Origin of the sequence: Acinetobacter colistiniresistens, from assembly GCF_000413935.1 — a bacterium.
Taxonomy (GTDB): domain Bacteria; phylum Pseudomonadota; class Gammaproteobacteria; order Pseudomonadales; family Moraxellaceae; genus Acinetobacter; species Acinetobacter colistiniresistens.
In genome coordinates this window covers 155,171-174,712 of the sequence record NZ_KE340376.1, presented here as the reverse complement: position 1 = coordinate 174,712, position 19,542 = coordinate 155,171, and the positions used below count along the sequence as shown (strand labels likewise).

Genomic DNA, 19,542 nt, shown 5'->3' with positions numbered 1-19,542 from the left:
ATGGTGAAGAAAAGCGCAAACTCGGCGTTGGGACAAATTGACCAGCAAGAGTTACAACATTTAATTACGGTTTCGACTGGGTTTATTGATGCATACATTATTGAATGTCATCAAAATGTACCAATGCTGTTGCCACAAAATATTGTATTGTCAGCAATGGATACTCAAACCAATGTTGGTCATATTGAATGGCATGATTTAAAACTCCCTGTATATGCGGTCAATGATCCGATGCAAAAACAAGGTGTGGCCTTGGTTGTCGAAGGGGATGATGTATCACAACGCTTTGCACTAGTTTGCAATCAAATGCCTGAGTCGATCCGTTTGCGTATTTCGGAAGTGGTCGATGAAGAAGGTGAAGTTGACGATAACAAGGTCTTTAAATATGTGAAGATGGGGGAAAACCGATTCTATGTCCCGCATCTACAGAATATACAGACCCAGCTTGGGCTGTAATAAAAAAGGAACTCATCGGAGTTCCTTTTTTATTTATAGATTCTTATTTTAGGCCAGTAGCTCGACTAGAATTTGTTCGTAGATTTCAGCCAATGGTTCTAATTCTGCGACATTCACATGTTCATTGATTTGGTGGATTGTTGCATTCAATACGCCCAATTCAAGTACTTGTGCACCTGTTGGTGCAATGAAGCGACCATCAGAAGTGCCGCCACTGGTTGAAAGTACGGTATCAATCCCCGTGATATTTTTAATCGCGGTTTTTGCTGCATTGACTAAGTCACCTACAGGCGTAAGAAACGGCAAGCCTGATAAAGTCCACTGAATATCGTAATGAAGGTGGTGTTGATCTAAGAGTTCGACTACGCGTTGTTTTAAGATATCTGCAGTCACTTCCGTGGAGTAGCGGAAATTAAACGTAACTTGTAATGTGCCTGGAATCACATTGGTTGCGCCAGTACCTGCCTGAATATTTGAAATCTGGAAGGAAGTTGCAGGGAAATATTCATTGCCATTGTCCCAAACGGTTTCACATAGCTCATTTAAGGCTTTAGATGCAGTATGAATCGGGTTCTCTGCCAGATGTGGATAAGCAACATGACCTTGCTTGCCATGTACGGTTAACACGGCATTGAGTGAGCCACGACGACCATTTTTAACGATGTCGCCAAGTTGATTGGTACTCGATGGTTCACCGACCAAGCACCAGGTCATTTTCTCGTTACGTGCTTCCAAGGTCTCAACAACTTTCACCGTACCATTGATCGATGGGCCTTCTTCATCGGAAGTGATTAAAAAAGCAATTGAACCTTTATGGTTTGGATGTTTAGTCACAAAACGTTCAGAGGCAACCACCATGGCAGCCAAAGCAGTTTTCATATCAGCAGAACCGCGACCATATAATTTACCATCACGAATACTTGGTAAAAATGGATCGGAATTCCATGCATCTAAATGGCCCGTTGGAACAACATCAGTATGGCCCGCAAAACAGAATACCGGATTTTCAGTACCACGACGTGCCCATAAATTATCGACATCTTCAAAGCGCATGTTTTCGATATTGAAGCCAATTTTTGCTAAGCGTTCTGCCATGATATTTTGACAATCATGGTCTATCGGGGTGACAGAAGGTTGGCGTAGGAGTTGTAAACTAAGTTCGAGCGTATCGGAATGATTCATGCGAGATGTAGCTAAATCTGGTGAAATGTGAACCGATATAATAGGGGAATATTGTGGAGAAAGGTATTAAAAATAAACCTTATCTAGGTCTAGATAAGGTTTCGTAAGGCGGGTTGTATCGAATTACATTTTATCTTGCGTTTTTTCAGCTGTTTGAGTGACTTTGTCACCCGCTTTAGATACATCCTTACCAATACCTTTAAATGTATTACAACCAGTTAAAACAAAAGCAGTCATGATTGAAGCAACTAAGATTTTTTTCATCATCTTCTCCGTTTAAATGTAATTATGATGTACTTAAGAGGCTAAAAAATTTACCATTAAATGAACATAAGGGTTTGATGGTAAATGTGTTATAAAATGTTACTCCATCAATTAATAAGTTTGTTTAGGTAAATTAAACAATAGTGAGGGCTGGCGAAACATATAAAACACAGGAGTCGGTGAATCCTGATAATAAAGACCATTGCTCCACCAGACCGCTGTTTCAGAAGAGGCGTGTTGATCTGGACAGAGCCATTCGTGCCGTTGTAAGCGATAATAGGCTGTTTCAGGAAGGTGTGTTCCCCAAAGGCCTAAACGCCTTGAGGTGTTGATCCAGCAGGGCAGGTTGAGGTGGTGGTGTGCTGCTGGAAGATATAACTGTCCCTTCATCACCGCGAATTTGCGTTGGATCTGATGATGATTTGCTTCTGTAAACTGAAATTGACGCTCAGTAAAATGTCTTAATTTACGCTGTAATGTATCTTCTCGGTTCAGTCCATACCACTGTGCTAAATCTAGCTCGCCTTCACCTAAGTAGTATTTTAAAGCCACTTCCCAGTGTTCAACTTCTTGAGTGTCTTGATTGAGCAGTAAGAAATCAAGTTCGCCTAATGTGATGGCACCTGCAATTTTCTGAATACTATGCCCAAGGAGCTGGTAAGGATGATAATCGCCGTCTAATAACCAAAACCATAATAGATTTTCAAAACGTAAACCAAGCCGAGTACTTTTGAGTTGCGCCAGAAAATCAATTAAGGGTTGAGGATGCTGATCAAGTTGTTTTAAGCGGTTTTCATAGCATAGATAGTGATCTAGCCATTTCTGATTTGAATGAAGCTCAAACGGATGCTTAAGGTTTAGATCAGGTGGGATTTGCGCCAAAATATTCGGACTGGCAATACAAAATGCTAAATGTCGTACGATGGGATGCTTAAACTGTAACCACGGCTCAAAATAGCAAGGGGTGGTAATCATCTTAGACATGAAGTCACTCAATCATTGAAATAATAGGTTAAGTTTAAGAAACAACACCAAAAACGCTTTATACTAGCACGGTTGTAAACAGGTGTTGGTTAATCGCTCAATGAAAACTTTGTTCTGGCGTAGTTTGGTCGTATTTTTTATTACGTTGGGAATCATTGGGGCAATTTTACCCGGAATGCCCACGACAGTATTTCTGATTCTTGCCGCATGGGCCGCTTCCAAAGGTTGGCCTGAAATGGATGCGTGGTTACTCAATCATCCTAAATATGGTCCGACCTTACGCAACTGGCGTGAACATGGCACTGTACCGCGTAAGGCAAAATGGATTGCCAGTATCATGATGTTGATTAGCGGTATTTTGATGCTATTTACCAATGCGCCATTTTGGGTCAAAGTCTTTACCGATGTCACCATGTTTATCGTTGCGGTGTGGTTGTGGTTACGCCCCGAGCCTGAGCAGCGTTAAGAAAAGCAACGCTTTTTAGCTGCGCAAGACGAGCAGCTATGCTGCGAGTGGCGAGTTAAAAGAAAAGCAACGCTTTTTAGCTGCGCAAGACGAGCAGCTATGCTGCGAGTGGCGAGTTAAAAGAAAAGCAACGCTTTGCCCGAAGCGCAAGACGAGCAGCTATGCTGCGAGTGGCGAATTAAAAGAAAAGCAACGCTTTATGCTGAGGGGGTGGCTAAAGCTCCGCAACAAGAAGACTATGCCTAAATGCAAGAGATGAAATAAAGTTGGCAATGAGAAAAAAAATAGAAGGGGCGTGCTTTTATACTGATATTTAAAGCTTGCCTGCAATTAAAACTACCTAAAAATACAAGAAAAAGATTACGGTCTATGTTGAAATAAAGTTGTTCTATCCGTTATTGAGATAAAAATGAGCTATACCTTAGATCAGGCAGACATTGTCATTGATTTAGCACAACAAACATTACATTTGCCAAAACAGAATAAATTTTATGTGATCTCTTCTGGGAAGAACGGTATTGGTGAACAGGAGAATAGTGGGAAAACGCCTCGAGGCTGGCATCAGGTCGCACAAAAGATCGGTGCTGAATGTCCCAAAAATGCCGTATTTATTGCACGCCAACCAACAGGTGAGGTCTATGACCAGCAATTGGCCCAGCAATTCCCACAACGTGACTGGATCTTATCGCGAATTTTATGGCTGGATGGTTTAGAGGAAGGCTTTAACCATGGAGAAGGGCACGATACATTTAAGCGTTATATCTATATTCATGGTACACCCGATACAGAACCGATGGGGATTCCCATGTCGCATGGGTGTATTCGAATGAAGAATGATGAAATTCTCGAACTATTTGGACTCGTTTCTGAGCAAGCGCTGGTTTATATCTCAGAACATGCCATCGAAAATGAGCTGTGAAAATAGCAATAAGTGCTTAAATAAAATACGGAAATGTCGGTTTTTTCAAGGAATTACTTATTTTTTAATCACTCGTGCGGTTTTTTTGGAAAAGAATGGCAAAAGCGTTTGACAGGCTGTAAAGATTCTCTATAATGCACCTCACAAACGATGAAGACGTTAAGGGCGCTTAGCTCAGTTGGTAGAGCGTCTGCCTTACAAGCAGAATGTCGGCGGTTCGATCCCGTCAGCGCCCACCAAGCCTTTACGTTAAGACTCAAGTGCAGCGGTAGTTCAGTTGGTTAGAATACCGGCCTGTCACGCCGGGGGTCGCGGGTTCGAGCCCCGTCCGCTGCGCCACTTAAGTTTTAATAGTCGTTTGCTGTGATTGCAAAATTATTGTGCAGCGGTAGTTCAGTTGGTTAGAATATCGGCCTGTCACGCCGAGGGTCGCGGGTTCGAGCCCCGTCCGCTGCGCCACTTTAAGATTGCAAGAATAGCTAGAGTTGATTAGATAGGATTAACATCCTTGATATTCAGACAAATTTTAAAGTTGTACTTTAAGTTTGTTACCTCGCTCAGGGCGCTTAGCTCAGTTGGTAGAGCGTCTGCCTTACAAGCAGAATGTCGGCGGTTCGATCCCGTCAGCGCCCACCATAATTTGTGACACTTACTTCTATCTGGAAGTAATACCGTGCAGCGGTAGTTCAGTTGGTTAGAATATCGGCCTGTCACGCCGAGGGTCGCGGGTTCGAGCCCCGTCCGCTGCGCCATTTTCTTGATTCCCTGTTCAGGAAAATGATAATGTAAGACACTACGCACTCCGTTTGTCTTGCGTCATAAAAATTGATAGTCAATCAATTTTTATTCCTCAGGGCGCTTAGCTCAGTTGGTAGAGCGTCTGCCTTACAAGCAGAATGTCGGCGGTTCGATCCCGTCAGCGCCCACCATAATTTGTGACACTTACTTCTATCTGGAAGTAATACCGTGCAGCGGTAGTTCAGTTGGTTAGAATATCGGCCTGTCACGCCGAGGGTCGCGGGTTCGAGCCCCGTCCGCTGCGCCATTTTCTTGATTCCCTGTTCAGGAAAATGATAATGTAAGACACTACGCACTCCGTTTGTCTTGCGTCATAAAAATTGATAGTCAATCAATTTTTATTCCTCAGGGCGCTTAGCTCAGTTGGTAGAGCGTCTGCCTTACAAGCAGAATGTCGGCGGTTCGATCCCGTCAGCGCCCACCATATTTCTCCTCGAATTCCTCATCATTGTAATCACGACAGAGTTATTTTATTATTAGCATTAATAATGATTCTAATAAGACTTACTCTATGAGAAACCCTTATCAACGCAAGGCTGCGTCGAAATCTCAAGCTACACCTGTCAATTCTTCGCTCAAAGAGAGCTATCGTCAATTTATTCAAAATATTATTATGCAGCGCCAAGTGATTGCGCTCTATCATGACGGCTGGGCACTGTGTTCAACGCCATCTGGACAGCATGCTTTGTCGGTTTGGCAGAGTAAAAGTCTGGCGAAGTTATTGATTAAAGACAATTGGCTGCAATATGAGGTTCAGGAAGTCTCTTTATTGGCGTTTATTGAAAAAATAATTCCCTTTCTAAAAGAAAATAATACGATTTTATCTCTGGACTTGACCCCGGAAGAAAACAACCTCTTGGTTTCCCCAGATACTTTATTATTGGATATTAAGAATTTTCTGTACCAAATCTATTTACAGCGTCCTGATGTATTTGCTGAGTTAAAACTTCCGTTACCACGCGATATTCGTCTGCATAACTCAGCATCATCCTAAGATTGAGAGCTCCTCAATCAGTATTCATTGAGTAGCCAACCACTGGCATAGGCAAAGTATTCTCTTAACCAGGCGTTGTAGCGTGTTGCCAAAGGTGTGGTTGCACCGAGCATGGTAATATTGCGATAGCCTTGCTTCTTGGCAATGGCTGCCGCACGTAAGGTATGGAAATCGCTGGTCACAATCGCAATCGGCTGCTGAATGCTAATCTGTTGTGCTTGCAAGAGCTGTTGGCTATTTTTAAGATTCAGCTCGGTGCTGGTGCTTTTATCCTCCAAGATGATTTGTGAGGTTGGGATTTGATAGTGTTGTTGTACATAACGTGACATCACCATTGCTTCACTATCACGCTCACCAAAATCAATCCCTCCTGTCATGACCAATTTGGCTTGTGGTTGAGCCAGAGCAATCGGGGCGGCACGATCCAGTCGTTTGGCCAGTGTTGCAGAAGGTTGCCCATTTTCAATACCACTCCCTAATACAATAATGGCCTTAACAGGAGAGATGGTTTGCGCTTGAGTATTATTGTGAGAAAGATAATCAAAGAAATAGCCTAAGCTAATAACCCAGATCCAGAAGCATAGCCAGCCAAAGCGCCAAATCGAGTGCAGGCGAAAATGATAGAAAAAGAAACGCTCAATATGATAATAAAAATAAGCGTAAAGACAGAAAAATAGACCAAGCAGTAAGGGGAGTACTGTTCCGATATGAATCTTCTTAAAGGCGATGAGAATGGCACCATCTAAGAACAAGACTGAACCGATAAGGGCTAAAACAATACGAACCCATGAACTTATTTGCATAATCTTAATTGTAGTCGATTTGAATCGTGCTAAGTGTATGCAAAATTCTGAGAAAGGCAAATTCTCTTATGGTCTGATGAAAAAAACGAGTGACTGGCACTCGTTTTTTTAGATCGAAAAGAACTAATAAACATCGCGACGATAACGTCCCGCCTGTCTTAATTCATCTACTTTTTCCTCGCCGAGAAGATCAGTCAGCGCTTGATCGACCCCAGCAGCCATGCCTTCAATACTGCCACAGACATAGATTACTGCACCTTGCTCAATCCATTGCACCAGCTCATCGGCATTGCTGCGTAAGATATCTTGTACGTAGATGCGTTGTTCTTGGTCGCGAGAAAAGGCGAGGTCCAAACGTTGCAGGCTCTCCATGTTTAACCAGGCTTGAATGGTTTCCTGATAGAAGAAATCACATTCGCGTTGACGTTCACCAAAGATCAGCCAGTTGGCGGTATAGTTTTGTCGATTCCGTTGCTGTAATAAACTCATGAGTCCAGCAATACCTGTTCCATTACCAATACAGATAATTGGACGGTTATCGCCAATCAGATGGAAAGATTCATTGGTGCGAATACGCAGAGCAATTGTTTGTTTTAGCTGGGCAAACTCCGTGAGCCAACCTGAACCTAGACCAAGTTGACCTTGTTCATCCTGTTGTTGACGAACCACCAGTCGTAATATTTGCTGCGAAGGAATGCTGGCAATCGAATATTCACGTGTCGGTAAGCTTGGAAGTTGTTCCAATAAATCTTCAAGCGTACTAAAAGGTTTGATCTCGACCCGTAAATTCTTATCCCAAAGCAGCTGTTCAATTGTTTGACTCAATGACTCAACCAGACTGTTTGCTGGAATTTGATATTGGATCAAGAAATTTTGAATTTCAGCTAAACTATTGGCTGGTTGTATCTCCGCAATATCACCTGCATGCCAAGTCATATCTGAAGCTGAGCTAAGCTCGATGTTATAGGCGGCTTGTCCTAAGCTATTCGGATTGAGCAATGTGCGTTCAGCGAGAGTCCATTGATCAAACACTTTCTCGATATTCATGGCATGTAGTTCATGCTTGGTCACGACCGAAAGGGCTTGATTCCAGCGTTGAATATCGTTGGCATTGGCATTATCGACTTCGATTAAGTCAAATAATGCTTGGGCTTTGCATTGTTTTAGCCACGTATCAACAGCATAACCAAAGCTACAATAGCTATCAGGGTATTCTTTTGATCCCAGCGCAAGCACTGCATATTGCATTTGGCTGAGGTCTAGGTCTTGTTGCATCAGTTTTTTGCTAAAACTGGCGGCAAGATCGGGTGCTTCACCTGTGCCATAGGTGCTGATTACAAATAAAACCTGTGCTGCTTGTAGAAGGTCTTGCTCCGTCAATTGTTGAATCGGTTTGACTGTGGTTGGCTGCTGTGCTTCTTGCAAGCTGGTTGCTGTACGCCAAGCCAATTGTTCAGCCACTCCGGTTTGCGATGCATAAGTAATCAGCCAAGGTTTGGCATTCGGATCAATTGGTTGTGCGCTGAGTGATTGACGGGCTGCGAGAGTGAGTTTCTTCTGCTTGCGACGTTTTAGATAGAGCATCCAGCCTGTTATAAAGAATAGTGGCATTGCCAATGAAGCCAGCATGGCAATAAATTGATAGGTTGAACCAAAGAAGCTACCCCGATGTACAGGTAGCATGCTGCTCATGATTTTTTCATTGAGCTTTTTGTCTTCATACAGTTCAAACTTTTCAAATTTATTTTCTTGATAGTTATAGACCGCTTGATTACGTGCGCGCTCATGCTGAGGAATGGCATCAACAAAGGAAAGCTCAACTTTAGCATCTTCACGTTTTGGAATATTCAGGGTCAAGCTTGAGTATTCACGGCCGATCTGTGCATTTACCCCAGTCCATGTTTGTGTCAGGATGGTGCTGACCTGTGCTTTGGTCAATTCTGGTTGTTTATCTTTGCCGCGTTCATTGTTGTGTTGATTGCGTTGTGGTTGTTCAACGCCCATGACTTTGAACATGCCTGCGCGCCACCAGTCATAAGACCAATATAAGCCAGTACATGCAAAGAGTAGATAGAATACCACTACCCATGTTCCAACCACGGCATGCAGATCCCAAATAAAATTACGGCCTTTCAGTTTGGGTTTAATAAAGAACCATTGTTTAAAAGTGTGTTTCTTTGGAAAGCGTAGATAAAGCCCACTCAAAACAAAGAAAATCAGCATCAGCGTAGATGCCCCAGTAATCTGTGCCCCAAATTCTCCCGCAGTTAAATTACGGTGCAACCGCTGAATAAATTGCAGCGTGTCACGACCTTTAATGTCGGGGAGAACTTCTGCTGTATATGGATTGACCATCATGTTATAGCCACGACGTGCACCTTCTTTTTTAATATTGACGGTAGAAGAGGCTGTGGGGTCGGAAGCGATGGTAATGCTGTTAATTTCAATCTCGGGTTGTTGCTGATTGAAATGTTGATACAGCTGGGCAGGGCTAAGTTTAGGTGTTTGGGCAACTTCAACGACATAGCTGTCTTGGTTGATCCACTTTAGAATTTGCGGTTCATATGAGTAGATTGCACCAGTAACTCCCATCAAAGAGAGAATAAGCCCCGCGGTAATCCCTAAAAACCAATGGATCTGAAAGAAAACTTTTTTAAACATGGTCAAAAAATGAAAAGATAATGAAATTCATGTAAAAAATTATAACTCAAGAATAAGAACATAATATGGATTTTGCAGGTAATATTGATTTTGATTCTCATTTATTTTATGGGTATAAAAAAACCTCCCAGTAAGGGAGGTTTTGGAATCAATCTTTAAAACTTAGATTGATTTGGCAGCACCAACGGTTTCGTTTAAATGCTTGCGTACGGTATTGAAAGAGAAGTTCTTTGAATCCATGCGTTTTGGCAAAATATAAGCGCCTTGTTGTTCTTCACCTTTTGGCGTTTTTACTTTGAAGTTCACCAAAATAAAATCAGGAGAACTATACCATTCGTAAATGTCTTTCCAGCCAATAGTTGCAGTACCTTCTTGTAGGCCCATTTTTTGGCGCATTACGATACCATGTGGTTGTACCCCTAAACGTAAACCTTTGATTTCCTGTACTGGGAATTCAGTCATTTTACGTTTAACGTACCATTCCAGACCAAAACGTTTGATCAGATAGAACAGTACCACACTGACAATCACGACCCAGCAAATCACGGTTGAGTAGGTTGAATAATATTTAATAAGTCCTGCAGCAACCAATGAAAGCACAACCAGTGCAATCATAATCATCCATGCTTTGCGGCTGAATTTGTTGGTACTACGCCAAATCATCAGTTGAGCTTGACGTTGTTCAGCTTCAGAAACTTCGTAAGGAACAGGTTGTAGCGTATAAGCGTATAGCGTTTTGGCGGTCATAGTATAAAAAATGAGTATATAACTGGGTTTAGTTTAACATCTATTGGCAGGCAAAGATATTATGCCAATGGCGAATCATGGGAGCGGTTGCAATCTCAACCGCTCTTAAAGTGAAGCAAATTCGGTACCCTCTTCATTCGGTTCATGGCTCAGGCTCTGTTTTAGCATACTGAGACGCGTTAATACGCTGAGCATCAGTGAAAGCTGCTGTAAAATGATGAGCGATTTTGGATCATTATCATTATTGTCACTCAGGCGCTCACGGATGGTTTGCATCAGGTTTTGCGCAGATAAATCAGGAACTTCATCTCTAAGTAGCGCCCCTTGGATATCATCCAGAGCCTTATCAAGTAAAGCTAAGACTTCCTGATCTTGAATTTGCTCTCGATGCGCCCCCAATGCGGCGATATAGCTTAAAAAAGTATGGCTGAGACATAAAAACTCAAACGCCTGACTTTTTTTATTGATATCGATATTCGGTTCTGTCGCAATGGTTGAGATCAGTGATGCGACTTCTGCATCGGTATTATGTGCGGTGCGGCGTACCACTCGATAATTCAAAGCATTGTTACGACCTTGATGATATTGTTCAACCACTTCCGCAAGGTATTTACATTGTGCCTGTAAAGAACGTTGAATCGAGCGGGGCAGTCTGCGGAATTTCCAGTCTGGCCAGATAAAGCTGACCCCAAACCATGCCAAGGCACAACCAATCACGGTATCAATCAAACGCGGAAAACCTGCAGCAAAAGCAGAACCATCTAAATTAAAGTTAATGAGGGCAAGGATCGTAATAAAAGCGGTCGCTTGGGCATATTGTTTACTGCGCAATTCAAGGAACAGTACACCGCTGAGAATCAGCATTACCAACTGTCCTTCGATCGAAGGAATAAAATAGATAATCGCCAGACCGACAATAATCCCGACCAGTGTGCCGATGATACGAAGGTATAAGCGGCGTTTGGTGGCATTGAAGTTGGGTTGGCAGACAAACAAGGCCGTGAGTAAAATCCAGTAGCCGTAAGCAATATTGGTGAGCTGAATAAACAGATAGCCAATAAAGAGGACGATGGATAAACGCACGGCATGACGGAATAACACTGATTCAGGCGTGAGATGTTGTTTTACCCGTACTATGATGTCATTCCAGCCCTTGAGATCATCATCTTTAAGCTGGCTCTCGGTATGCTCTGCATTAATCTTTTGCAGATTACGTTCAGTCTCTAAGTTTTGTAATTGAGCATCAATTGATTTGAGATTTTGATACAGTGCAAACAGGGCATTGATCCGGACTTGATCATATTGACCCTCTTCACGCAGTTTTTCCAGCGATAGACGCAAGTTCTCAAAACTATGTTTAAAGCGTTTGTTATGCGTATAACGGGTACGACTTAAAATCGATTGCGCCAAGTCCTGACAGGCTTTGCCTTGGATGGACAAAATCCGCTGAAAACGAAATAAGATATCGCTATGTTGAAATACCTTTGCCAGCTTTTGATAATCAATATGGGCTGAGTCAGCGCGTTCATGGATATCTTGTGCTACGAAATAATATTGCAGACTACGTCGAGTGTCTTTTTGCCCTCGGTCACCTTTGAGCCGCGTTAATAATGACATGCGAAGATCATTAAAGATTGCGACTAACTTACCGTTTTCCATTGCGATATCAATCATACTTTGCTGATAGCTTGAAGGGGTCATGTCCACATCAAATAAGTTTGACTTGGCAAACAAGAAACTCCCCAGAGCCGTGTAGGATGCAGCAAGCTGATCTTGAACTTTTCGGACTGGAAAAAGCAGGAAGCTAATAGTAGAAAGCAAACCATACCATGCAGCACCCGCGACCAATAAGGCAGGTTGCATATACCATTGTTCAAATAAGTGCACACCCAGCATGGCATAGACCGAAATTACCAGACAGCCATAGGCAATGGTGGCGTAACGACGGCCCAAAGAACCCAATAAAATCCAGCCGATACATGAGGCGATTAAGCCAATGGCAAAAGCGACAGGATAGGGGAATAACAGTTGCACCGAAGCGGCGGTAATAAAGAAACCAATATAGGTATAGAGCAGATTTTGGATGCGCACTGAAAAGCGATCATCAATATCACTAATCGCGGCGGCAACTACACCCAAAGTCAATGGAATGGTGGCCAATTGATAATTTAAAAGATAGGGAACAAAAGCTGTACCCGTAAAGGCGATTAACATGCGCACGTTATACATAAACGTGGTGTTATAGGTTGCTTGTCTTAAACGTCCGAACCAAGGATTCAAAGTTTGTCCTTTTTGTATTCTGCAATCGATTTTCTCATTCTTATTATGCACAAATATGTTGGGGATGCTAAGCTTAGAATCTAAGTAATAGATGAAAAGTAGAGCATTATGCAGGCAGAGCAACCCCATCAGCGTCAATATTCAACAGCATGGATTTTGTTGCTTGCCTTGTTAACCGCATTAGGGCCCTTATCAATTGATATGTACTTACCCGCTTTGCCACAAATGGCAGATGAGTTTGGGGTCAGTACACAAATGGTGGCCAATACCTTGCCAGCTTATTTTTTAGGGTTGGCGATTGGACAATTGATCTATGGACCCGTCAGTGACCGCATTGGCCGTAAAAAACCACTATATTTTGGTTTGGCACTGTATGCAATCGCCAGTCTGGCTTGTGTGTTCGCGACCAATGAATGGGCCTTGATTGCCGCACGTATCTTTCAGGCCGTGGGGGGCTGTGTGGGCGTGGTAATGGCACGGGCGACCATCCGTGATCGTTTGGACATGCAAGGTTCTGCACAAGCGTTTTCCAGCATGATGATTGTGATGGGGCTGGCACCGATTCTGGCGCCTATTTTTGGCGCATGGATTTTGAATTTCTTCCCATGGCAGGCGATTTTTATCACCTTGTCGATGATTGGGGTGCTGTGTTGGCTATGTGTGCATTTCTTCTTTAAAGAATCTCTGCCTGTCGAACGCCGTTTAAAACTTTCGGCTTATCAGGTCACGACGCTTTATGCCGCAATTCTCAAAGATGAAAGCTTCCGTGTGCCCATGTTTGCGGGTTGTTTAACGGGAGCAGCCTTATTCTGTTATATCAGCTCGGCTTCTGAAGTATTTATGGGGCAATATGGCTTATCTCAACAGCATTTCTCTTATGCCTTTGCGTTAAATGCCGCAGGGATTATGTTGATGTCATCTTTCAATAAACATCTGAATACCCGAATGGGGATTTTCCAGCGTTTGCGCTTAGGTGGTTTAATCCAGTGTTTTGGTGCCTTGATTGTACTGAGTGCAGGTTTAATGGCAGATGCACCCTTGGTATTGTTAATGTCTGGTCTATTCTTGGTGGTGTCTGGAATTGGTTTGACGGGTCCAAATGCCATGGCTTTGGCCATGTCTCAGCAAGGTGCGCGTGCAGGCACAGCCAGTGCCATTATGGGCAGTATGCAATTTGCCTGTGGTTTGTTGGCAGGATTGATGTTGAACTTCTTGGTATGGAAAGCATCTTTGAATATGGGCATCATGATGCTGCTGTTTACCAGCGCTGGCTTTTTCGCGATTTTAAAAGTTGGACAACAGCAAAAAAGCAGTCTCTCTACTTAGAGACACTGCTTGACCTCCAGACTTAGTCTAAAAACACTGTGAAGTTTTCTACCGATTCGCGTGGGGTAATAAATGTGTTGACGATATGTTCAGGATCCGCATAGCCTAAAGCCACCGCACAGACCAGCTCCTCATCTTCAGGTGCACCCAGAATATCGAGTACGATAGGATGAAAATGATTCCATGCTGCTTGTGGGCAGGTGTCTAAGCCACGTGCTTTAGCGGCGACCATGACATTTTGGATCATCATGGCAATATCCATTTTTGAACCGATGCCCATAATCTTATTGACGGTGAAATACAAGGCAACAGGAGCATCGAACAATTGGAAATTACGCAATTGCTGCGCCGCCATTTTTTCTTTCTCGCCTTTCTGGATACCTAATAAGCCATACAGTCCCCAACCATTGGCACGACGACGGTCAATGAAGGGTGAAATCCAAGTCGCAGGGTAATAGGCAAAAGTTTCTTGATATTGGGCTGCCAGTTCAGGTTTTTGCAGGAGTTCAATTTGCGCGCGACAGACACGGTCAATCATTTCGTTACGCTTTTGCCCTGTCACCACATACACTTTCCACGGCTGCACATTGGTCCCTGAAGGCGCACGACTGGCCACAGCTAAAATATCTTTGATGGTTTGGGTGTCAACAGGAGTATCTAAAAATGCACGTACCGAATGGCGAGAGGTGATGGCATCATCCACATAGCGGACTTGTTCCGTGTTCATAAAAACTCCTTATCATGTTGGTCTTATGGTATCCGCAGACTATAAATCAATAAATAAACTTTCGTGATAATTTTCACAGCAAAATTTAATCGAATATGGAAAATAGCCGAAAAAATAAAAGAATTAATGTGGCTTGTTACGCATTTTTGATATTTTGTTTAGTTTGTGTGAAAAAGAAAACTATTAGTAACATAATGAAATCGAAAAACTATTTTTTTATTGCTGTCAAAATGAGCAAAACTCCTTAAATAAAAAGTACACACAATATCCGAAATTTATGCATAATACGCCCTTTTTAAAAAATTGATTAGGCTTTCCTTACTGATAGGGTGAGGGGGATTTTCTATTTCGGGCATATTAAGTTCTTCCGACTATATGCTTATGGAAAATGTTGAAATATACACCAGATACAAGGAGCTTCTCATGAGTTTATCTCTCATCCGTAAGCCGTTCGTAGTACAAGGTTTAGCAATGACTGTTGCAGCCTTCATGATGAACAACACCCATGCTGCCAGCGAGCAAGAACAGATTCAGCAACTTCGTGATGAAGTGAAAGAATTAAGAGCGTTGCTTCAGCAATATGTTCCCCAAGCAAAACAACAAAGTGTGCTTGTTCCAGGACAGGAGCATTCTAATTTAAAGGAAACACATCCGGATCATCCTGCAAATGTAGCAGTTGCTCCTGTGGTACCTCAAAAATCACAACTGGTATTTAATACCGCCTCTGGCGCAGAAGTTAAATTACATGGTTTCTTACGCGGTGATGCTTCTTATCAGGCCAAAGGTGGCGATGGGATCTTTAACCGTATCAATAAAGTCGATTTAGAAGGCGCTGAAAAGAACAGTGATCGTTTCTATAGCACGGCCACAGTGACGCGTTTAGGACTTGATTTTAAAGCACCTGTTGAAGGGGCGAAGGTCGGCGGTAAATTAGAAGTGGATTTCCGTGGTGGTAGCAGCAATGACACCATTCGTATCCGTCATGCGTATCTGACCCTAAATGATTGGTTATTTGGTCAAACCACCTCGACCTTCTTGGCAACCGATTTGCAGCCAGAAATGCTGGATTTCAACTCGCCACTGGGCATCGGTACTTACCGTACCCCAATGGTTCGTTATAGTGGTGCATTGAATCCAGATACACATTATTTCGTTGCCTTGGAAAAGGGCAATGATGACAATCGTGCGCCTGCTTTGACTTCAAAATTGAAATATGATTTTGCTGAAGGCAAGGGTACGACATCTGCACGTATTCTTCTTACCGAAGCTCGTAGCAGAGATGCCTATAAAGAAGTGTTAACGGCAATTGATAAAGACACATTCAAGAAAGAAACTAAGCAAATTAGTGCCAATGATTCCGAGTTAGGTTGGGGCGTTGCGGTTGGTGCAAAATATAAGTTTACTGATGAATTACAGGCGATGATCGATTATTCGCATGTTAAAGGTGACAGTAAATTCTTGTTGTATACCAACAATGCCTATAACGTAAACCCAAATAATTTTGGTCTAAACCTAAATGAGTTTGATGCACTGACTGTGGGCACAACGTATCAAATCACACCAAAACTGCGTAGTACTTTGGCTTATGGCGCGATGTTTGCTGATGATAGCAATGATTTTGCCAAGCAGGCGGTTGTCGCTAAAGACACTGCGCAGAATAAAACCTTGCAACAAGGTTGGTGGAATATTATGTATTCACCTGTCACACCGATTAAGTTTGGTCTTGAGTATATTTATGGCGAACGTAAAACTTTTGATGGACAAAAAGGTAAGGATAATCGTGTAGGAGCAATGGCTCGCTATAACTTCTAAGCCATCTATCCTGTAGGTGTAAATCATCCGTGAAAACTGAATTGCTGAATACAGGCAAAGTTCTTGCTTAGAACTGTATGCTTTTTATTAAGTTGATTGAGTTTTCACTCATTTTGAGAGTTACTATTTTATGCGTTCCAACGTGGCGAAAAAACCATCGGAAGAACAATTAAAATAAACGGAAGAAGATATGGAATTTACTTTTAATGGTTTCTATACCCTAATTTCGGCGGTTATCGTCTTGTTATTAGGGCGTTTGCTCGTTAATAAAATTGACTTCTTAAAACGCTATAACATTCCTGAGCCTGTTGCGGGTGGTTTGGTTGCAGCGGTACTTTCACTACTTGTACACTCACTTTGGGGGTACAGTATTGTTTTTAGTAGTGAATTACAAACCAGTTTTATGTTGATCTTCTTCGCTTCGATTGGCTTAAGTGCTAACTTCATGAAGCTGAAAGAAGGCGGTATTGGTTTAGTGATTTTCCTGGTCTGTGTCGCATCATTTATTGTGGTACAGAATGCAGTCGGTATGAGCCTTGCAACGATGCTGGGGATTGATCCTTTGGTTGGTTTGATTGCAGGTTCAATCACATTGACGGGTGGTCATGGTACCGCTGGTGCATGGGGTGAAATTCTTGAAACCCAACATGGGATTCAGGGTGCTTTAGCTTTAGGTATGGCAAGTGCAACCTTTGGTCTGATTATCGGTGGTATTATCGGTGGCCCATTGGCGAAACTATTGATCAACCGCTATAGTCTAGCCCAAGCGCAAACGCCTGCAGAGATCAAAAATCGTGATACGCATTTAGATCAACATCCGGATGAGCTTGCACCATTTGAAAATCCACATCAAGTCCGTTTAATTACTGCGGATAATGCGATTACCACGTTGGGGATGTTTGCTGCATGTTTAGCATTTGCAGAATTCATGACTGGCTTTAGTAAGGGCACGTGGTTCGAGTTACCAACTTTCGTTTGGGCGCTTGGCGGTGGTGTGATTTTACGTAATGTTCTGGAAAGCGTATTAAAAGTAGATATCTTTGACCGTGCGATTGATGTGTTTGGTAATGCATCATTATCACTTTATCTAGCAATGGCTTTGCTTTCATTGAAATTATGGCAATTGGCAGATTTGGCTGGCCCACTTGTTGTGATTTTAGGGGCGCAAACCATTACCATGGCACTGTATGCAGCATTTATTACCTTCCGTGTTATGGGTAAAAACTATGATGCAGCGGTATTGGCAGCAGGTCATTGCGGTTTTGGTATGGGTGCAACACCAACTGCGGTTGCAAACATGCAAGCGATTACCAATATGTATGGACCCTCTCATAAAGCCTTCTTGATTGTTCCGCTTTGTGGTGCGTTCTTCGTCGATTTAATTAACGCAACAGTAATTCAATTAATTTTGAAATTCTTTGTCTAAGTCGGATCAAAAGCCCCAAGCGGGGCTTTTTTGATTCATCCATTGTTATCGTATATGTACGGATGTACATAAAATATTTAAAAGCGAATAAGTGATGAATGAAAAATTAAATGACACCCTGATGGCTTGGGTAAGTTTTTTCAATGATCCTTTATGGGACTTCCTCGTTGTTTTCCTGCTTGCGGTCGGTATTTTCTATACTGTTGCGACGAAAGCGGTACAGATTCGAATGTTCTTCCACAGTATCAAGGTGATGAAGGGCAGCCGTAGTAAAGCTGAAGAAAAAGACTCACATGGACTTACACCATTTCAGGCATTTGTAACGGGGTTAGCAAGCCGTGTTGGTGTAGGTAACATTGCCGGTGTAGCAATCGCGATTGCGATTGGTGGACCAGGTGCGGTGTTCTGGATGTGGTTTACAGCATTGCTAGGTATGAGTTCTGCATTTATTGAATCATCGCTCGCGCAGTTGTTTAAAGTAAGAGATAGTAATAGCAAGCAGTTCCGGGGTGGACCAGCGTACTATATTACTCAAGGCTTACGCAGCAAGACCTTTGGTGTGATCTTTGCACTGGCATTGATCTTTACTTATGGTTTCGTATTCAACTCAGTTCAGATCAATGCGATTGCCAATGCTTCTTCGCATGCATGGGGTTGGGACAAAGCCAATCTGGTTGCCCACTTAGGTGGTGTTGATCTAGAAATCTCATGGGTCGGTTTGGCACTTGTTGTCTTGGTTGCTTTAGCAATTTTCGGTGGTATTAAGCGTATCGCTAAATTTGCTGAAATGTTTGTACCATTAAAAGCAGGTCTTTATCTTTCGGTCGCGTTGTATATCGCATTAAGTAACTATGAACTCCTTCCTGGAATCTTCAAGCTGATCTTTACCGAGGCTTTCCAGTTTAATGCCGCAGCGGGTGGTTTCTTTGGTGCCATGATTTCGATGGCAATGATGCAAGGGATCAAGCGTGGTTTGTTCTCCAACGAAGCGGGTATGGGTTCGGCGCCGAACGCAGCTGCAGCATCTGATGTAAAACATCCAGTCAACCAAGGTTTGGTACAGATGCTCGGTGTTTTCGTTGATACCTTTATTGTGTGTACCAGTACCGCGATCATTATCCTAGTTTCTGGTGTTTACCATGATGCGGGCTTTGTCGGGGTTGAACTGACACAACGTGCTTTAGAGTCTCAAGTGGGAAGCTGGGGGGGCGATTTCCTTGCGATTCTCTTGTTCTTATTCTGTTATTCGGCCGTATTAGGTAACTATGCGTATGCGGAAAGTAATGTGCAGTTTATCAATAACAATCCGAAAGTGATGTTCATCTTCCGAATCTTTGTATTGGTGATGGTGTACTTCGGTGCAATTGGTAGTGTGCCGTTAGTTTGGTCGATGGCTGACTTGTTCATGGGGATTATGGCAACCATTAACTTGGTCGCAATCTTACTGTTAACGCCAATGGCGCGTACATTACTGAAAGACTATACCTCACAGTTGAAGCAAGGGATTAAAGAGCCTGAGTTTAAAATTGATAAATATCCAGAATTGAAGAAAAAAGTCGATTCAGATATCTGGTAATTAATCCTGCTAAGATTGATCAAATCTAAAAGCTCCTTTCGAGGAGCTTTTTTTATGAACTTTTTATGAAAAATACAAAAAATTGATACAGTTTTTGGTTGAGTAAACGCTAAAATTTGAG

General features: G+C 42.6%; 16 protein-coding genes and 8 tRNA genes. 16 read left to right on the top strand and 8 right to left on the bottom strand.

Annotation, left to right across the window (positions count from 1 at the left end; genetic code table 11):
• Nucleotides 1-456: a hypothetical protein gene (locus tag F907_RS16605; RefSeq protein WP_016651119.1), complete on the top strand. Its 456-nt coding sequence runs from the start codon at nt 1-3 to the stop codon at nt 454-456.
• 48 nt (nt 457-504) lie between these two features.
• On the opposite strand, the gene dapE is transcribed toward F907_RS16605, so the two are convergent.
• From dapE to F907_RS16620, 3 genes are all read right to left on the bottom strand, one after another.
• The gene (dapE, locus tag F907_RS16610) at nt 505-1,638 is read right to left on the bottom strand and encodes a succinyl-diaminopimelate desuccinylase (protein ID WP_016651118.1); all 1,134 of its coding nucleotides are present in this window, start codon (nt 1,636-1,638) and stop codon (nt 505-507) included.
• A gap of 123 nt (nt 1,639-1,761) precedes the next feature.
• Entirely contained in the window at nt 1,762-1,905 is a 144-nt protein-coding gene (locus F907_RS16615) for an entericidin A/B family lipoprotein (RefSeq protein WP_016541456.1), read from the bottom strand.
• A gap of 108 nt (nt 1,906-2,013) precedes the next feature.
• On the bottom strand, nt 2,014-2,886 hold the full coding sequence (locus F907_RS16620) for a DUF1853 family protein (protein WP_016651117.1): 873 nt from the start codon (nt 2,884-2,886) through the stop codon (nt 2,014-2,016).
• Between the two features lie 100 nt (nt 2,887-2,986).
• Here F907_RS16620 and F907_RS16625 point away from each other — a divergent pair, with 100 nt between their 5' ends.
• From F907_RS16625 to F907_RS16675, 11 genes are all read left to right on the top strand, one after another.
• Nucleotides 2,987-3,352, top strand: a complete 366-nt coding sequence (locus tag F907_RS16625) for a YbaN family protein (RefSeq protein ID WP_005244046.1) — start codon at nt 2,987-2,989, stop codon at nt 3,350-3,352.
• Nucleotides 3,353-3,761: 409 nt separating this feature from the next.
• Entirely contained in the window at nt 3,762-4,271 is a 510-nt protein-coding gene (gene elsL, locus F907_RS16630; RefSeq protein ID WP_016651116.1) for a cell wall-recycling L,D-carboxypeptidase ElsL, read from the top strand.
• A gap of 163 nt (nt 4,272-4,434) precedes the next feature.
• Nucleotides 4,435-4,510: transfer RNA gene (locus F907_RS16635), tRNA-Val, on the top strand.
• Nucleotides 4,511-4,533: 23 nt separating this feature from the next.
• Nucleotides 4,534-4,610 (top strand) — tRNA-Asp (locus F907_RS16640).
• 43 nt (nt 4,611-4,653) lie between these two features.
• Nucleotides 4,654-4,730: transfer RNA gene (locus tag F907_RS16645), tRNA-Asp, on the top strand.
• A gap of 101 nt (nt 4,731-4,831) precedes the next feature.
• A tRNA-Val gene (locus F907_RS16650) sits at nt 4,832-4,907 on the top strand.
• Nucleotides 4,908-4,946: 39 nt separating this feature from the next.
• Nucleotides 4,947-5,023, top strand: a tRNA-Asp gene (locus F907_RS16655).
• A gap of 101 nt (nt 5,024-5,124) precedes the next feature.
• Nucleotides 5,125-5,200, top strand: a tRNA-Val gene (locus tag F907_RS16660).
• Between the two features lie 39 nt (nt 5,201-5,239).
• Nucleotides 5,240-5,316: transfer RNA gene (locus F907_RS16665), tRNA-Asp, on the top strand.
• 101 nt (nt 5,317-5,417) lie between these two features.
• Nucleotides 5,418-5,493 (top strand) — tRNA-Val (locus F907_RS16670).
• 87 nt (nt 5,494-5,580) lie between these two features.
• Nucleotides 5,581-6,063, top strand: coding sequence for a DUF2750 domain-containing protein (locus F907_RS16675; protein WP_016651115.1), 483 nt, complete (start codon nt 5,581-5,583; stop codon nt 6,061-6,063).
• A 17-nt stretch (nt 6,064-6,080) separates the two neighbouring features.
• Here F907_RS16675 and F907_RS16680 read toward each other — a convergent pair whose 3' ends face one another.
• The 4 genes from F907_RS16680 to yccS form a co-directional block, all read right to left on the bottom strand.
• Nucleotides 6,081-6,866 (bottom strand): YdcF family protein, encoded by a 786-nt coding sequence (locus F907_RS16680; protein WP_016651114.1) that lies wholly within the window; start codon nt 6,864-6,866, stop codon nt 6,081-6,083.
• A 123-nt stretch (nt 6,867-6,989) separates the two neighbouring features.
• Nucleotides 6,990-9,527, bottom strand: coding sequence for a PepSY domain-containing protein (locus tag F907_RS16685; protein WP_016651113.1), 2,538 nt, complete (start codon nt 9,525-9,527; stop codon nt 6,990-6,992).
• 162 nt (nt 9,528-9,689) lie between these two features.
• Nucleotides 9,690-10,274, bottom strand: a complete 585-nt coding sequence (locus tag F907_RS16690; protein WP_005269432.1) for a YcxB family protein — start codon at nt 10,272-10,274, stop codon at nt 9,690-9,692.
• 105 nt (nt 10,275-10,379) lie between these two features.
• Nucleotides 10,380-12,554, bottom strand: a complete 2,175-nt coding sequence (gene yccS / locus F907_RS16695; RefSeq protein ID WP_016651112.1) for a YccS family putative transporter — start codon at nt 12,552-12,554, stop codon at nt 10,380-10,382.
• 108 nt (nt 12,555-12,662) lie between these two features.
• On the opposite strand from yccS, the gene F907_RS16700 reads away from it, so the two are divergent.
• Nucleotides 12,663-13,880, top strand: coding sequence for a multidrug effflux MFS transporter (locus F907_RS16700; protein ID WP_016651111.1), 1,218 nt, complete (start codon nt 12,663-12,665; stop codon nt 13,878-13,880).
• A gap of 22 nt (nt 13,881-13,902) precedes the next feature.
• Here F907_RS16700 and F907_RS16705 read toward each other — a convergent pair whose 3' ends face one another.
• Nucleotides 13,903-14,607, bottom strand: a complete 705-nt coding sequence (locus F907_RS16705; RefSeq protein ID WP_016651110.1) for a nitroreductase — start codon at nt 14,605-14,607, stop codon at nt 13,903-13,905.
• Nucleotides 14,608-15,030: 423 nt separating this feature from the next.
• Between F907_RS16705 and F907_RS16710 the strand changes: the two genes are divergently transcribed.
• From F907_RS16710 to F907_RS16720, 3 genes are all read left to right on the top strand, one after another.
• Nucleotides 15,031-16,419 carry a DcaP family trimeric outer membrane transporter gene (locus F907_RS16710; protein WP_016651109.1) on the top strand — a complete coding sequence of 463 codons (1,389 nt, stop codon included), beginning with the start codon at nt 15,031-15,033 and terminating at the stop codon, nt 16,417-16,419.
• Between the two features lie 190 nt (nt 16,420-16,609).
• Nucleotides 16,610-17,845 (top strand): sodium/glutamate symporter, encoded by a 1,236-nt coding sequence (gene gltS / locus F907_RS16715; RefSeq protein WP_016651108.1) that lies wholly within the window; start codon nt 16,610-16,612, stop codon nt 17,843-17,845.
• 94 nt (nt 17,846-17,939) lie between these two features.
• Nucleotides 17,940-19,421 (top strand): alanine/glycine:cation symporter family protein, encoded by a 1,482-nt coding sequence (locus F907_RS16720; RefSeq protein ID WP_005269446.1) that lies wholly within the window; start codon nt 17,940-17,942, stop codon nt 19,419-19,421.
• Nucleotides 19,422-19,542 lie beyond the last annotated feature (121 nt).

Bases quoted from the DNA above. Each gene is read 5' to 3' on its own strand.
- F907_RS16685 (WP_016651113.1), bottom strand. From the start codon at position 9,527: ATGTTTAAAAAAGTTTTCTTTCAGATCCATTGGTTTTTAGGGATTACC.
- dapE (WP_016651118.1), bottom strand. From the start codon at position 1,638: ATGAATCATTCCGATACGCTCGAACTTAGTTTACAACTCCTACGCCAA.
- F907_RS16700 (WP_016651111.1), top strand. From the start codon at position 12,663: ATGCAGGCAGAGCAACCCCATCAGCGTCAATATTCAACAGCATGGATT.
- F907_RS16680 (WP_016651114.1), bottom strand. From the start codon at position 6,866: ATGCAAATAAGTTCATGGGTTCGTATTGTTTTAGCCCTTATCGGTTCA.
- elsL (WP_016651116.1), top strand. From the start codon at position 3,762: ATGAGCTATACCTTAGATCAGGCAGACATTGTCATTGATTTAGCACAA.
- F907_RS16620 (WP_016651117.1), bottom strand. From the start codon at position 2,886: ATGTCTAAGATGATTACCACCCCTTGCTATTTTGAGCCGTGGTTACAG.
- gltS (WP_016651108.1), top strand. From the start codon at position 16,610: ATGGAATTTACTTTTAATGGTTTCTATACCCTAATTTCGGCGGTTATC.
- F907_RS16690 (WP_005269432.1), bottom strand. From the start codon at position 10,274: ATGACCGCCAAAACGCTATACGCTTATACGCTACAACCTGTTCCTTAC.
- F907_RS16625 (WP_005244046.1), top strand. From the start codon at position 2,987: ATGAAAACTTTGTTCTGGCGTAGTTTGGTCGTATTTTTTATTACGTTG.
- F907_RS16720 (WP_005269446.1), top strand. From the start codon at position 17,940: ATGAATGAAAAATTAAATGACACCCTGATGGCTTGGGTAAGTTTTTTC.
- F907_RS16710 (WP_016651109.1), top strand. From the start codon at position 15,031: ATGAGTTTATCTCTCATCCGTAAGCCGTTCGTAGTACAAGGTTTAGCA.
- F907_RS16605 (WP_016651119.1), top strand. From the start codon at position 1: ATGGTGAAGAAAAGCGCAAACTCGGCGTTGGGACAAATTGACCAGCAA.
- F907_RS16615 (WP_016541456.1), bottom strand. From the start codon at position 1,905: ATGATGAAAAAAATCTTAGTTGCTTCAATCATGACTGCTTTTGTTTTA.
- F907_RS16705 (WP_016651110.1), bottom strand. From the start codon at position 14,607: ATGAACACGGAACAAGTCCGCTATGTGGATGATGCCATCACCTCTCGC.
- F907_RS16675 (WP_016651115.1), top strand. From the start codon at position 5,581: ATGAGAAACCCTTATCAACGCAAGGCTGCGTCGAAATCTCAAGCTACA.